Origin of the sequence: Flavobacterium sp. MR2016-29, assembly GCF_015350695.1 — a bacterium.
GTDB lineage: Bacteria > Bacteroidota > Bacteroidia > Flavobacteriales > Flavobacteriaceae > Flavobacterium.
Window position 1 is genome coordinate 87,657 of sequence record NZ_JADKPU010000011.1, and the last position, 14,566, is coordinate 102,222.

Below are 14,566 nucleotides of genomic sequence, written 5' to 3' on the forward strand. Positions count from 1 at the left end.
AATTTATGTTCTCAGGCTTTTTTTGTGGTTCGAAAATTTTCAACATTTTCTTCTATCTTTGAAACCGCCTATGTTTACTGATATTTTAACTCGAACTCATCATGGAGCTGTTATTTTTAGAATTCTATTTCAGGTTCTAATGTTAAGATTTAGCTCCATAACTAGTGCTCAAATCAGTTGTAGTAGATGTTAGCGGTTATTTATTTTTTAGGGATTTCCAATTTTTCAATCTTAATTTTTAGTTCTTGAATTTTTTCAATTTCTTCAAACTGTTTTAACTCCAATGACCCATTTGTAAATCTATCTATCGCTTTTGTAACGAATTCTCTTTTTTCAAAAACAAGATGTACATAAGATTGCGTTTGCTTAATCTTACTCTGCTTATGATGCCACTGAAAATTACTAAATCTTATCTTCACAATATTATTCCACAATTTTATAAATGGAATTGAAAGTTTTTCTTTAGAAGAAATTGTTCATACTCTTCTATAAAATCGGTGTAGTCATTAAAATCTCCATTATCCCATTCGCTTTTAATGTAAGCTATCAATTCGTCATGCCTATTTTCTGAAATCCATTTATCTCTAATGTATTTGTCGACATTAAAAATACTTACGTCAACTGGAAGATTATTCTTCAATCTCCAATCATGATATTTCATTGATTCCTTTATGAATGTTGTTCTGCTCATAGTGTGGATAATGTGGATAAATAACCACTAACGTTCTGATTCTACAGCGGGCTTGGGATTAAATTAAGCCCATTCTTCGGATTTGCCAAATCTTCCAAATCCAACACCATATTTAAATTAAGCCAAATTCCCAAATTGCTTTTAGCGTGTGTTACAAGCAGTACGTATTATAAGTTATCGATGTAACATTCAAAAAATGGTTTTTCGCGGTTAATTGTTTGAAGTTTTTCCATGTTTTGTTGAAAATTCAAAAGAGATTTGTGAGGAACAATCTCATTTTCTTTTGACAAATAACATCCGCTGATAATATTCTTTATTTCACTAAAATTAAAGCCTTCAGGCAAATCAAAAAACTGCCAATTCCATCTTGTTCCGAAACTTAACTTTCTGCCATCTTCAAATTCAGCTACAAAAACTGTCCAACTCATTGCCGTCTCGCCTTCAACTTTTTTGTAAACTTCTAATGGCATTTCAAATCTACTTTTGGTAACATTTGTTATATCATATATATTTATGCAGTTTCCTTTTGTTACAAAATTTTTTACGATTTCTCTATATCCAAATTCTTTTGATTTATTAGAGAAGATACTTTTATTAGATTGTTCTTCTTTAAATCTTCTGATTGCTAAGTCTAAAGTTTTTTCGGAATTTCTAAAAATCACACACGGTAAAAAAGTTCCATCAGTTAATGTAACAGAAGCTCTAAAACCTAAGCCAAAGTTGCTATCTGGGACCGGTTCTACATTATGTTTTAAAAAGTGAATAATTTCTGTTTCAATTAATGGTTTCATCGGTGGTAGTTTGCTTTTAACGTTCTGGAACTACAGCGGATTTGGCATAAATTAGAGCCATTCTTCGGATTTGCCCAATCATTCCAAATACAAGACGAACTTTCTTTTAAGCCTATTGCCCAAATTGCTTGTAGCTGTGTTGGCACAATTTTCAATTTCTATAAGGTATTTCACTTTGGTTTAATTTTTCAATTTCTACATTGTACTTATTACACAACATTTTAAGAGATAAACTACATAATTCTTTTTCAGAGTTTGGCCCCATCGTTACTTCATTAATACAATCATTGAGATTATCAATTTTAATTTTTTTATAAGGTCTAAAATAATTTCCTTTGTTTAAAAAATTAATTTCGCTTTTTTCATCAAATAAAAGTAATCTCCATTCATCTTCTTCAATAAAACTTTTATCTTTTATTAAACTACAGAAAAATATTGTTCTATCAATAAAATATTGTCCCGCAATACTTACGGCTTTATCATATTCACTAAGTTCAATTTCTTCTGATGTTTTAAATATTCCTTGAGAGTCAGCAATTCCAATAAACATAAAAATTGATTGTGTTAATATATGATTAACTATTTCCCTTTGTTTTTCAACTTCATAAATGCATTTATAGACTTTTAGTTTATTTTCTTCAAAAAAATTATTAGAAAATCCGATATTAACTCCAACACCATTATCTGTATAACCTCTCCACTGGCTTAATAAATCATTATTTGTTGTCATTGAAAGTATATATGGAGAATCTTTTTCTTTAATAAAATCTATTGCTTTTTCTAAAGCTTCTATAAAGTATTTTGTCGGCTTTAAAACTGAAAATCCACCTTTATATATTTCTAATTGCTCAATTACAAACCTAAGTCCGAGCTCGAATTCATTTTTGTCATTCAAAAAGTACATATTACTCAACCAAATTTCTGAATTATCCAATATTCCGATTAATCCGTTTAGATTTGTATAATGAAATAGTTTATTAGGTAATTTACCTTCTAAAAATTCATTCAATTCTTCTTCAATTTGGTTGCTTTTTTTGCTCATTTTAATATGTTATTTTCTACGTCATTTCGTAAAATTATGATTAACGTTCTCGCACTACAAGCAGTTTGGGGCTAAATTAAGCGCATTCTTCGGATTTGCCAAATCTTTTTTAAAAACAAAACTATTTTTCAATTAATCCTATTGCTCAAATCCGTTGTAGCTGTTATAAGCTTTTTTATTTTCTCTTTCGCCAGTTCTCTAATGTCACTACAGTTTTAGTTATTGGATTGAAGTGTTTTATTTCAAATGTTTTTTGGTCTACATAATAATTTAATTCTTTATTTCCAACTTCTACTCTAATCCAATAAAAACTTTTTCCAGTATCGTATGGAGATTCTAAAACAGTAGTTGAAGTCCAATGTAGATTTTCAGGCATCTTTATGAGTAATTGCGTAATCTTTTCTCGTTTTTCATTGTCGGCATTACAAATCTGACAAATTTCAAAACTTGGATTTCCAGTAGGAAAAAAAACTTCATTGAGTAGAGGTTTATTCTTTTCAAGCGCTTCAACTCTTTTTTGAGTCCAAACATAATAAATGAAATGCTTTCTAGATTTGTCTTCTTCAAGATTATATTTATACGTTTTAAGAGCGGAGGTTTTGTCTCCTATGCTTTCATAATAATTTCCTAGGGCATAATAGTTACCATTCCAATTACCAATACTGTCGATAAATGATTTAGCAGTTTTAAAGTCTTTTAACTTAACATAGTTTGCAGCATAAGCGATAGCCGCATCTCCAGTTTTATCACCTTTAATATTTAGTTCGCTGAGTGATTCTTTGTATTTGCCAATATTATAAAACAACTCTGCTTTAAAGCTATGTAAACTGCGGTCAATATTAGGTTTAATTTGTGATATATATTTATCTTTTTCGTTTTTATTTACGAGTAATAAACTGTCTATTTTCGCGAGAACTTTGTCTGGATTTTTTCAGATTCAGCATATAGTTTATTTAAAAAATTCTCGAAATTTGTAAATGCTTCCGAAATTTTTTCGTCTTCTTGATGTATTTTTTCGTGCTCCTTGTCAAAAGATAAATCTGGTTTATCGTTCTTACAAGAAATAAGAAGTAAAAAAATTAAAAATGTTATTTTTTGCAGTGCTTTCATAAAATGGCTAGGACTGTAGGGTGTGAGGTACTAAATTTTGTCGATTCTTCGGATTTGGCAAATTATTCAAAAAAAAAATTCCTAAATCCGTTGTAGCTATTACATGCCGTTTTTTTTCTCAATAAGTGGTGGCGGTGGAGGTGGAAGTACATATTTTGCACTTTTCAATTTCAGTTCTTTTTCTGTTTTAGTGAGTTTTAATTTCTGTTTGAATTTATAAATCCACCTTGCTAAACTATCAAGTTCTTTAGGAGCATTGTGGCTATGAACAGAAATTGACTTTTTTATTGAATCTTTATCTATAAATACGGCATAAGTAATGCCGTCACTATAATCTTCAAAATATTCATCTTTGAGTTTTCTAAGTTTCAATTCTGAAATAAGTTTTATTAAGCTTTGTTCATCACTTGCGTTAATTTTGGCAGAATAGTTTGTTTTGCCTTTCGGTATTTTTAAACTATCAAATACTTCGCTTGCCGACCAATGCTGTCTCAAATATAGACTGTCTTTCGGCTGATAAACTAGCGTAAAGCTTGAACCAAAAGTATCATTATAACTGTACTCGAAATACTTAATTGGATTTTTCTCTTCTTTTTTCCTGATACAAGAAAGTGAAATCAAAAGGAAAAGAAATAATATTCTATTAGTTCTATTTTTCATAGTCTGTTTTAAAATGGCATATAAAGTTCTGGAACTACAGCGGATTTGGCATAAATTAGAGCCACTCTTCGGATTTGCCAAATCATTCAAAATGCAAAATTATTTTTCCATAAATACTATTGCTCAAATTCGTTGTAGTAGCTGTTAGCGGTTCGGTTTTTTCTCAAGTTGTTCATTTAGACAATTCTTTAATAGTCTTTCTAAATCGTCAAAATCATATTTTAAAGTATTGGAAGTTATAGACAAAGGAGTTCCGTACATTTTTTCATTTGCAAGCATTAGTTTACGGCGAATTGATCCAACTCTATCAAGATATTTCTCTGTATTATTCGTAAAAATCAATAAAAATTTTGTCGACATTATTTGTTCAGTTTTAATTTCTGTAATGTCTATCCAATTTATTAAACCAACACTTGATGCGTTTGTATTATCAGTAATTCCATTTTCGTCGACTGTTAAGCCAATTCTATTGTCAAACAATTTTATAATTCCATAAATACCTGCTAGACCAAACAATAAAATACTTGCGATACCTGAAATTCTTATAAATTCTGTGCTTCGCATTATCGGTGAAATAAATTTTTCAGGATTAATTACAAAAAGCGTTCCTAACATCACAAAAACCAATGCCCCAAGTAATAAAAAAAATATTTTAGTCTTGCTTAATGGAATTTCAATTTTATTCATTTTAACACTATTATTTTCAGTTCTTTTTTTGGTCTAGTTTCGTTGTAAGCTGACCGCTAACTTGTCTATACTCTGACAAGGGTCAGGGTTTATTTATTATCAAATATATAATAATAAACTTATAAATAATCAAAAGAACTTTTAATTCGTTGAATGCTTCTCGTGCTGACATGGGTATAAAATTCATTGGACTTACTGCTTTATTGAATCAGCACAAACACGATTAATCAATAGTAATATTAACGTTGAATCAAAAGATTAAACATCATTTAAAATTTTCAAATCTTCCATTAAATGGTTCGAATTCTGTACCGCCAAGGTCACTAAAAAAATAAAAAGCCTGAGAACATAAATTCTCAGGCTTTTTTTATTAAAACAAAAACTAATATAGTTCCAATATTCCATTCTTCTAAGTAACTTTTTCATATCTCATTTCATTCAAATAACTGCTTCAAACTAGATTATAATAAAGATTTTATCTCAGTTTTTTCGTATAAAAACAATCAACATACAGTCCATTTTTCTCTTATATCTATAATTTTCTCTTCTTTAATGACAGAATTTTATTGATAAACTATATTTTTGTGAGAAACCACTATGTATGATTTCTTCCAAATTGTTAAAAATATACTTTTTGCTTTTTTTGTCATTAAGTGTGTTAGGTCAAAATAAAACCAAAGACCTGACTAAACTTACGTATAACGAGCTGCATGATTTGTATTTTGACAATGAAAATAATCCTAAAAAGCAGATTTTATACACGAATGCCTACATGGCAAAGGCAATTCAGGAAAACAGCCGTATTCGAAAAGCTAAGGCTAATTACCAAATCGCATTATTATATTATGCTTCTGATAAAGATAAAGCCATTCAATATTTAGATAGCGTTATCAAATACTCTGAAAATACTGGCGATAAGTTTTTTCCAGCGGCAGCTTATTGTGAAAAAGCTGATTTTCTTAAAAGACAATTGAAGTTGGAAGAAGCGATGAATAATTACAAACTCGCAGAAAAAATAGCACTTCAAACGAATATAGATTATTATTATGTAGTTAGAGATTATATAGGAACTACTAAATCTGAGGATTTGGGCGAGTATAAAGAAGCATTAGCTATCTATAAGGAATGTTATAATTATTATATAACAAAAAATTATAGAAAGCAGTATGCAAATGATTTTCAGATTACAATTTTTGGAATTGCAGACTGTTATAAATCACTACAGAATACAGATTCTACAACATATTATAATAAATTAGGTTTTCAGGAATCAAAAATTACAAAGGATGGCTACATGCATTATCTTTTTATATTAAATGAAGGCGCAAATCAAGTTTTAAAAAAAAATTATAAAGCAGCATTAGACAGTGTTCATAAAGCGCTGCCTAAAATGATAGAAAATAAGGATTTAGGCAATACTTTAGCATCTTATTTTTATTTGGGAAAAGCGTACGACGGTTTAGGGCAAAAGGAAAACGCAGTTAAAAACTTCTTGAAGGTAGATTCTATTTATGCTGAAACAAAAGAGATCACGACAGAATTTATTGATGGTTACCCATATTTGATCAGTCATTACAAAAATATTGGAGATAAAGAAAATCAGCTGAAATATATTTCAAAATATATGGTTATCGATAGTATTCTGCAAAAAAAATATAGAAACCTAAACAAAATAGTGCATACTGAGTATGATATTCCTCGTCTGATTTCTGAAAAAGAAAGCCTGATTACATCATTAAAAAAAGACAATGCAAAATCTTATTTGGGAATTGGAGCCTTGATATTAATAATACTTACTGTTTCTACATTTGGGTTTTATCAATTTGAACTTAAAAAAAAATACCGTACCCGATTTGAAAGAATAATGCAGCGGTCTGCCATTAGAAATAATGAAGAACATAATTTCGAAAAAGCAAAAACAATTAAACCAGCTATTTTAAAAAGTGAAGATATTGGTATTGCTGAAGAATTGATTCAGGAGATTTTAGGGAAATTAGATGGTTTTGAAAGAGAAAAAGGCTTTTTAAAATCAGATCTTACTATACAATCCTTATCAAATCTATTTGAAACCAACAGCAAATATTTATCTAAAATTGTAAATGCCTATAGATGCAAAACTTTCATACAATACATAAACGATTTGCGAATTGATAATGCTGTCGAAAATTTAAAAGCAGAATCGAAACTAAGAAAATATACTATTCAAGCACTAGCTTTAGAGTTTGGTTTTAATAGTGCAGAGTCTTTTTCGGCTGCTTTTTATAAAAAACTCGGTATAAAACCTGCTTATTTTATTAAACAGTTAGAAGATTCGTTTAAAATTAACTAATTGAAAATCAATTAATTAAAAATAATTCAATGCCGAAATTCCTGAATTCCGATAAACATAAGCCATAGTTATGCACTTATTTTGGCCTTCAATACATTCAACATTTTATATTTGTAACACCTAAATCAAAAAACATGAAAACAGAAAAGCTTAAAAAAGAAAACAAAAAATTTGACATTGACAAAAAGGAAGTAGCGAAACTGAAAAACCAAACTTTACAACCAGAAGTTCCAGAAGAAGGTTTAGAAACTCCTGAAGATACAAATAAAGATACCGCAGGTTCGTCAAGAAAATGCGGTGGTGATAATGAATAGTATAAAAAACGTATGATTAAATTACGGTTTTTGTTTTTTTTAGCAGCGGTTTTATTAGTAGGCTGTAAGGCTAAGAAAGATTTAAATACTATTACTTCTAAGGGAGTTGCTCTTAAAACAGAGCTTACTCCTTTAGAATTAAAAAATTGGTATTTAAAAGACAATATTGCAGATGGAATTCCTGGAATTTCATTAGATAAATGGTACAAGCAAAATAAGAAGAAAGCAAAAAATACAATTGTTGTTGCTATAATAGATACACCAATTGATACAAAACATGAAGATTTAAAGGGAAAACTCTGGATCAATTCTAAAGAAATTCCAAATAATGACATTGACGACGATCAAAATGGTTATGTAGATGATGTTAACGGCTGGAGTTTTATCGGAACTAAAAAAGGAGATTATGCGGTCTGGAATCATTATGAATATGTTAGAATAGTAAAAGAATGGGGGCCAGTTTTTAAGGGCAAAACCGAAAGCGAAATTGGCATCAAAGAGCTGGCGAATTATAAAGAATACCTGCGAGCCTCAAAAAGATTAGAGGAAAAGGAAAAATATTATAAAAATTGGCGCAGATCTGCAGTTCATAGTATTGAGGTATTTCCTTTGGTAAAAGATACTTTAAAGCATTTTTTTCCTAAAGAAGATTATACGTTTGCACAGTTAGACAGCTTGTATAAAAAGTATAAAATTAATGACAAAACCTATAAGCAGCGGCGAAATAGCAATGATCTTGATTTAGGTGCTTTGATCGATTATAGGATGGTAAATCTAGAGGTTAATGAGATAACTCTGGAGGATATTGTGAATAAGCGAATGGAACTGGATTCTATAGTATTAAGAAGCTTAAACGCTGATTATAATGAAAGATTGCAGATTGGCGATAATCCGAATATGCTGGAAAAGGGTTACGGCAATAATAATATAGGCAGTTATAAAATAGGTGAACTGCCGGTTCAAGATCATTGTACAAAAATGGCTGGAATTATAGGCGCAGATCGTGAAAATACCATTGGTGTAAAAGGAATTTTGCAAAATGTAAAAATTATGCCCTTAAACGTTTCACAGTCTGGAGAGGAGAATGATAAAGATATCGTGATGGCAATTCGGTATGCGGTAGATAATGGTGCTAGAGTGATAAATATGTCATTGGGCAAAGAATTTTCACTGCATAAAGATTGGATGTTTGACGCTCTTAAATATGCTGAAGAACACAATGTTTTGGTGGTACACAGTGCTGGAAATTTTTCTTTAGATGTAGATCTAAATCAAGAATATCCAAGTGATGTAGCTTTTGATGGAACGCCAGAAGTTTGTCATAATTTTATAAATGTAGGGTCGACAACTTATAAGTTAAATGAATATTTTGTTTCAGACTTTTCAGATTATGGCAAAGAGAATGTAGATTTATTTGCGCCGGGCGCAGAGGTATATACAACCACTGCAGGCAATGGTTACGAAGCCGATTCAGGAACATCTATGTCTGCAGCAGTAGTTTCAGGAACCGCCGCGCTGATTTGGTCTTATTATCCGAATTTGACGGCGAGCGAAGTAAAAAAAATAATAATAGATTCTGGAACTGCTTATAATCTAGAAGTGATTGTTCCGGAAACGAAAGATAAAAAGATTGCATTTTCAGAATTATCTAAATCGGGTAAGGTTTTAAATGTATACAATGCCATGATATTGGCTGAAAAAGTAAGTAAAAATAAAAAATGACAGCGATGTCTAAGATCTTGCCTTTTACGGAATATGTAGTCAGAACACCGTTGTTGCCCATGTCTTTTTACCTGAATTTAATCGAAAATTATTCAGCTGAAAAAGCAAAGGAGCTTTATCAAAATTCTTTAATCAGAGAAGCCATTAACTTGGCTTCTCCAGATTTGAAGAAAGAATTGGATAAATGGGTTAAAAACGATTCTGATTTATCAGATGAAAAAGAAAAGAAGCTAGAAATTACGCTCTTAAAATATATTGCCAGAACATCCTCTAGATGTACGCCTTTCGGACTGTTTGCTGGCTGTTCTTTGGGGGGAACAGCTGCGGAAACAAAAATTACTCTAGAGGGTTCTGACAAATATAAACGCGTCACACAATTTGATATGCAATTTTGGGTGGCTTTACTACAGGAAATTGCCAATAAAAAAGAGGCAAAATCGCATTTAAAATACTATCCTAATAACAGTATTTATAAAATTGGAGATTTCTACCGCTATGTCGAGTACAAGTATGTGGAAACCAAAAGAGAACATAGCATTACTGCCTTGCGAAAATCTGATGTATTGGCGAAATTGCTTCTAAAAGCCAAATCCGGCTTGACAATAAACCAAATGGTTTTGCTCCTTGCAGATAACGAAAATGAAAAAATAGAGGCTTATCAATTTATTCTAAAACTTATCGATTTTCAATTTTTAGTAAGCGAATTAGATGCTTCTATTACTGGAGATCAGGATTGGAAAAGAGTTTTGACTGTTCTGCATAAAATTCCAGGCTTAGAAAAAGAATGTCAGTTTTTAGAAAATGTTCAAAAGCAGCTTTCTGGTTTAGATGAGACCCTTATTCCTTCTGAAGAAAAATACGAGGAAATCAAAAATGAAATCAGAAAAATTGGAATTCCATTTGATGAAAAATACCTTTTTCAAACGGATTTAAATACATCCGCTTCTGTAAATACATTGAGCGCAAATGTTTCTAAAAAAGTAATTCAGGCGCTTTATTTCTTAAACGGAATACAGCCTAAAAACACGTTTAAAAATCAAGAAAATTTCAAGAAAGCTTTTATTGAAAGATACGAATCCAGAACGATGCCGTTGACTACTGTTTTAGATACGGAAATCGGGATTGGATATCTTCAAAATCAGGAGATGAACGACAGTCATGACATTCTTGAGTTTCTTTCACTTAAATCTAAAAAGACAAAAACTCAAAACCAGACTTGGACCTCGTACGATTTTGTTTTGCAGAAAAAACTTGTCGACTGTATGCTAAAACAAGAGAAGGTAATTTCATTATCTGAAAAAGATTTTACCCATTTTAATGCTGATTTAAAAGATGTTCCGGCAACATTTTCGGTAATGATTGAAGTTTTTGGAGAAGATGAAATTGTACTAGAATCTTCGGGAGATGTAAGTGCAGCCAAATTATTAGGAAGATTTTGCACCGGCAATCAAGACATTCATAATTTGACCAGAGAAATTATCCAGAAGGAAGAGGAATATTATTCTGATAAAATAATGGCTGAAATCGCTCATATTCCAGAATCAAGAACGGGAAACATATTGCGCCGTCCGGTTTTACGAAAACACGAAATCAGTTATTTGGCAAAATCTGGGGCGGACGAAAACTACAATATAGATTTGAATGATTTATCGATTGCTGTTGAAAATGATACCGTAATCTTGCATTCAAAAAAGCATAATAAAGTGGTAATTCCGTGCCTTTCAAACGCACATAATTTTTCAAAAGGTTCATTGCCTATTTATCATTTTTTATGCGACTTGCAATCGCAGCATATAAAACCTATTTATTCTTTTGACTGGGGAGTTTTAAAAAGTCATTATGATTTTTTTCCGAGAGTATTGTACCGCGATATCATTTTATCAAAAGCCAAATGGATCGTAAAAAGAGAAGAAATAAAAGATTTTTTTAAAATGAATGACAAACAGCTTAGTGAAGCATTTTCAATTTGGAAATCGAATCGAAATATACCGCAATATGTAAACTGGGTAAATGGTGACAATACGCTTTTATTTGATTTTGAAACTAAAATTGGAGTAGAATTGTTTTTAAAATCAGTTCAGAACAGAGAAAAAATTACGCTGGAAGAATTTCTATTTACAAAAAAATCAGTTGTACAAAATCAAGAAGACAATGACTTTTGCAATCAGTTCATATTATCATTTTACAAAGAATAAAAGCATCATGCAAAGAGATTTTAGTTTAGGAAGCCAATGGCTGTATTATAAAATTTATACCGGTGTAAAAACAGCCGATACTATTTTATTAGAAAAACTAGAACCTATTATTGCTCATTTAGAACAAAAGAAAAAAATCCAGAAATGGTTTTTTATACGATATCATGACCCTAAGGAGCATATCCGACTTCGGTTTTTGGTAGACGATACTGATAATCTAGCCATAATTATAAATTCATTTCAGTCGGTTTTTAAAGAATTGATGACTGAAAATCTGGTTTGGAAAATACAAACCGACACCTACCAGCGCGAAATAGAACGATACGGAAAAGAAACAATGTATGCATCTGAATTTCTTTTCTGGAAAGACAGCAAAATGATTTTACAATATTTAAGCATTAAAGACTCTTTTTCAGAAAAAGAAATGCCACTTTTTTTTAGCTTTCTGGCTGTTGATTCTTTTTTAAATTCCTTTAAGCTTTCTAGTTTAGAAAAGCTTTCGCTGATGAGTGAATTGCAAGTTGCTTACAAAAAAGAGTTTGAAGTAGATAAAGTTCAGAAAAAGCAGCTGGATCTAAAATACAGATCTTTAGCTCCTCAAATAAAGCAGTTTTTAGAAGGTTCGATTCAAAATGATTTTTCAGAAATGTACGAGGTTGTCAATCAAAAAGCAGATAAAATCAGGAAAACAGCTTTAGAAATTAGAACTAAAATAGAAATTCCATTAAATGATTTTCTGGCAAGCCATGTTCACATGATGATCAACCGCCAGTATACATCTAAGCAACGCATCTACGAACTCGTCATTTACGATCATCTGTACAGGTATTATAAAACGTTAAGTTATACCCAACAAGACTAATTTATTTTAGCTAAAACCTTTTTTAATTTCTATTTTAGCCATGTAGAGACCATTTTATGCTCTATTTCTAAAACGAAATTAATCTATGTTTTTACCTCTTTTTCTTGGAGCTTTATTGGTTGCAGTTGTTCTGATTATTGTTTTCAGAATAATCGAACCCGCTTATTTATGGATGTTTAATAAACCATTGTATTTGTTTTGGTATCCTATTTTACAGCGTTTAGAGCCATTAGAACAAACTATTCTACGAAGAGAATTTCAGTTTTATGAAACCCTTTCAGAAAAAAAGCAAGGCTATTTCGAGCATCGCGTAAACAGTTTTATTAGGCGTTATAATTTCTCCGGAAAAGATATTGAAGTTACCCAGGAAATGAAACTGATTATTGCCGGAACCTATGTCATGCTGACTTTCGGAATGCGAAACTACCTTCTCGAATCATTTGAAAACATTATTATTTATCCGAGTTCTTATTACTCCGTTATCAATAAGGATTATCACAAAGGCGAATACAATCCGAGACTGAAAGCGATCGTTTTTTCTTGGGAAGATTTTATAAGCGGTCATCAGACAAAAGACAACATCAATCTAGGATTACACGAATTTACGCATGTACTTCATTTTAATTCCAGAAAAAGTTCTGACCCAAATGCGATTATTTTCTTTGATGAATTTACCGAAATCGAAAAATATTTTGACGATGAAAAGCTGAAAACACAATTGCAGCAAAAAGAATATTTTAGAGAATACGCATACACCAATAAGTTTGAATTTTTAGCCGTGATTTTAGAAAACTTTTTCGAAACTCCAGAAGTGTTTAAAAAAGAATATCCAGAATTATTCGATCGCGTAAGAACCATGATAAATTATCAAAATATGATTTAATTTGCAATGCTAAAATAAGTTTAGAAATATGATAACAAAAGGCTTCAAAACGACATTTCTTTTTATTGTATCTGTCATTATGCTTTTATCTGCGTGCAATTCTAAAGATAAGAATACTGACCGCCAGATTTATCAGGCCATCCACAACAAAGACACCGCAATTTTATCGATCTGGATCAATAAAGAGCGTTTTCATGGCCAGTATGAAATTCGATATTATAAAACAGGCAAAGATTCTGGAGACGTTCGAGGCAGTGTTTTGAATGATAGTTTGCTCCGCGGCGATTTTCATTATCATAGTTACGGTGGCGGAATGAAGCGTGTGCCTATCGCTTTGCTTCGAAAACAAAATAAGCTTTTTTTAGGCACCGGCGTAATAGGCACTATTTTCAATCTTCCGTGCTACGTTCCGGAAGTTCCTATCGATTACAGTAACCCAGATTTTGTTTTTGAACCTGTAGCATCATCCAAAAAATAAATCATTTTCAAGAAACCGAATACGTTTTACTCTCAGTCGTCTTTTATTCTTCAAATACTTTTTCAGTATCAACCGGATTATTTTCCTGATAGAGTTTTTGACCAATTTTTCCTTGATCGCCTAAAGCACGTCCTTTTATCAGCCAGGCAATTCCGAAAGCAAAAAGAGCAATTGCCTCAAAAACTAAAGTTGAGTAGGAAAACAGTTTTAATTGATCTGCAACCGGAACAAGAATGACAGAAACTAAAATCGAATAACCGCAAGCGCGATAAATATTGTTTTCGTTTAAAATGCTTTTAGGCGCTCTGGTTTCGTTTTCCTGACCAATGGTAAAAACATTAATCGCCAACAAAGCCAAAATCAAAAATAAAATGGCCGCAAAACCATAATGAAGCCAGCCAAGCCATTTTTCTGTTAACGGAATAATAGTGTATATTTTTTGTAAAAAATCTTCAGGATTTGTTGGAATCAGTGCCACGCAAATTGCCATAATTCCGGCAATATTGGTCAGTAAATTATCGTTTTTCCAGATTGATTTGTTTTTATGTCCTTTATAGCAAATTAGAAACAGTCCCACGGCGCATAAAGTTCCTGTGAAAATCTCCCTTAAATTAGTATAATAGTAATGACTTATAGAAGGCTGAATCTGGGTGTGGAAAAAAGAAATGAAGGAAAGTCCAACCAAAAGTATCGGCAGACTGATGCCTAAATACCCAATCGCACGCCTAATTCGTCTGTAGGTAAAAATGTCATCACTTTCAATTTTAATCTCCGTGTTGTTTATTTTCATAACCTATTTTTG

The 14,566-nt window shown here is 31.2% G+C and carries 14 protein-coding genes; 7 read left to right on the plus strand and 7 right to left on the minus strand.

Features of this window, described 5'->3' with window-relative positions:
- Positions 1-436 precede the first annotated feature (436 nt).
- From IR010_RS18950 to IR010_RS18975, 6 genes are all read right to left on the minus strand, one after another.
- A complete protein-coding gene (locus IR010_RS18950) occupies positions 437-691 on the minus strand; it encodes a hypothetical protein (RefSeq protein WP_194605937.1) in 255 nt (84 codons plus the stop codon).
- Between the two features lie 167 nt (positions 692-858).
- The gene (locus tag IR010_RS18955; protein WP_194605939.1) at positions 859-1,482 is read right to left on the minus strand and encodes a hypothetical protein; all 624 of its coding nucleotides are present in this window, start codon (positions 1,480-1,482) and stop codon (positions 859-861) included.
- 151 nt (positions 1,483-1,633) lie between these two features.
- Positions 1,634-2,491: a DUF2971 domain-containing protein gene (locus IR010_RS18960; RefSeq protein ID WP_194605941.1), complete on the minus strand. Its 858-nt coding sequence runs from the start codon at positions 2,489-2,491 to the stop codon at positions 1,634-1,636.
- A gap of 208 nt (positions 2,492-2,699) precedes the next feature.
- The gene (locus IR010_RS18965; protein ID WP_194605943.1) at positions 2,700-3,329 is read right to left on the minus strand and encodes a hypothetical protein; all 630 of its coding nucleotides are present in this window, start codon (positions 3,327-3,329) and stop codon (positions 2,700-2,702) included.
- 404 nt (positions 3,330-3,733) lie between these two features.
- Positions 3,734-4,294: a hypothetical protein gene (locus IR010_RS18970; protein ID WP_194605944.1), complete on the minus strand. Its 561-nt coding sequence runs from the start codon at positions 4,292-4,294 to the stop codon at positions 3,734-3,736.
- A 144-nt stretch (positions 4,295-4,438) separates the two neighbouring features.
- On the minus strand, positions 4,439-4,981 hold the full coding sequence (locus tag IR010_RS18975; RefSeq protein ID WP_194605946.1) for an STM3941 family protein: 543 nt from the start codon (positions 4,979-4,981) through the stop codon (positions 4,439-4,441).
- A 634-nt stretch (positions 4,982-5,615) separates the two neighbouring features.
- Here IR010_RS18975 and IR010_RS18980 point away from each other — a divergent pair.
- From IR010_RS18980 to IR010_RS19010, 7 genes are all read left to right on the plus strand, one after another.
- The gene (locus IR010_RS18980; protein WP_194605948.1) at positions 5,616-7,310 is read left to right on the plus strand and encodes a helix-turn-helix domain-containing protein; all 1,695 of its coding nucleotides are present in this window, start codon (positions 5,616-5,618) and stop codon (positions 7,308-7,310) included.
- A gap of 134 nt (positions 7,311-7,444) precedes the next feature.
- Positions 7,445-7,624 (plus strand): hypothetical protein, encoded by a 180-nt coding sequence (locus IR010_RS18985; RefSeq protein ID WP_194570482.1) that lies wholly within the window; start codon positions 7,445-7,447, stop codon positions 7,622-7,624.
- A 12-nt stretch (positions 7,625-7,636) separates the two neighbouring features.
- Complete coding sequence (locus tag IR010_RS18990; RefSeq protein ID WP_194605950.1) at positions 7,637-9,346, plus strand: S8 family serine peptidase; 1,710 nt, start codon at positions 7,637-7,639, stop codon at positions 9,344-9,346.
- A 5-nt stretch (positions 9,347-9,351) separates the two neighbouring features.
- Positions 9,352-11,541, plus strand: a complete 2,190-nt coding sequence (locus IR010_RS18995) for a lantibiotic dehydratase family protein (RefSeq protein ID WP_194605952.1) — start codon at positions 9,352-9,354, stop codon at positions 11,539-11,541.
- Positions 11,498-12,403 carry a thiopeptide-type bacteriocin biosynthesis protein gene (locus IR010_RS19000; protein WP_194605954.1) on the plus strand — a complete coding sequence of 302 codons (906 nt, stop codon included), beginning with the start codon at positions 11,498-11,500 and terminating at the stop codon, positions 12,401-12,403. Before IR010_RS18995 ends, IR010_RS19000 begins: the two co-directional genes overlap by 44 nt.
- Before the next feature lie 85 nt (positions 12,404-12,488).
- Positions 12,489-13,286 (plus strand): zinc-dependent peptidase, encoded by a 798-nt coding sequence (locus IR010_RS19005; RefSeq protein ID WP_194605956.1) that lies wholly within the window; start codon positions 12,489-12,491, stop codon positions 13,284-13,286.
- Positions 13,287-13,314: 28 nt separating this feature from the next.
- Complete coding sequence (locus IR010_RS19010; RefSeq protein WP_194570477.1) at positions 13,315-13,764, plus strand: hypothetical protein; 450 nt, start codon at positions 13,315-13,317, stop codon at positions 13,762-13,764.
- Between the two features lie 43 nt (positions 13,765-13,807).
- Here IR010_RS19010 and IR010_RS19015 read toward each other — a convergent pair whose 3' ends face one another.
- Complete coding sequence (locus tag IR010_RS19015) at positions 13,808-14,554, minus strand: hypothetical protein (RefSeq protein WP_157495108.1); 747 nt, start codon at positions 14,552-14,554, stop codon at positions 13,808-13,810.
- Positions 14,555-14,566 lie beyond the last annotated feature (12 nt).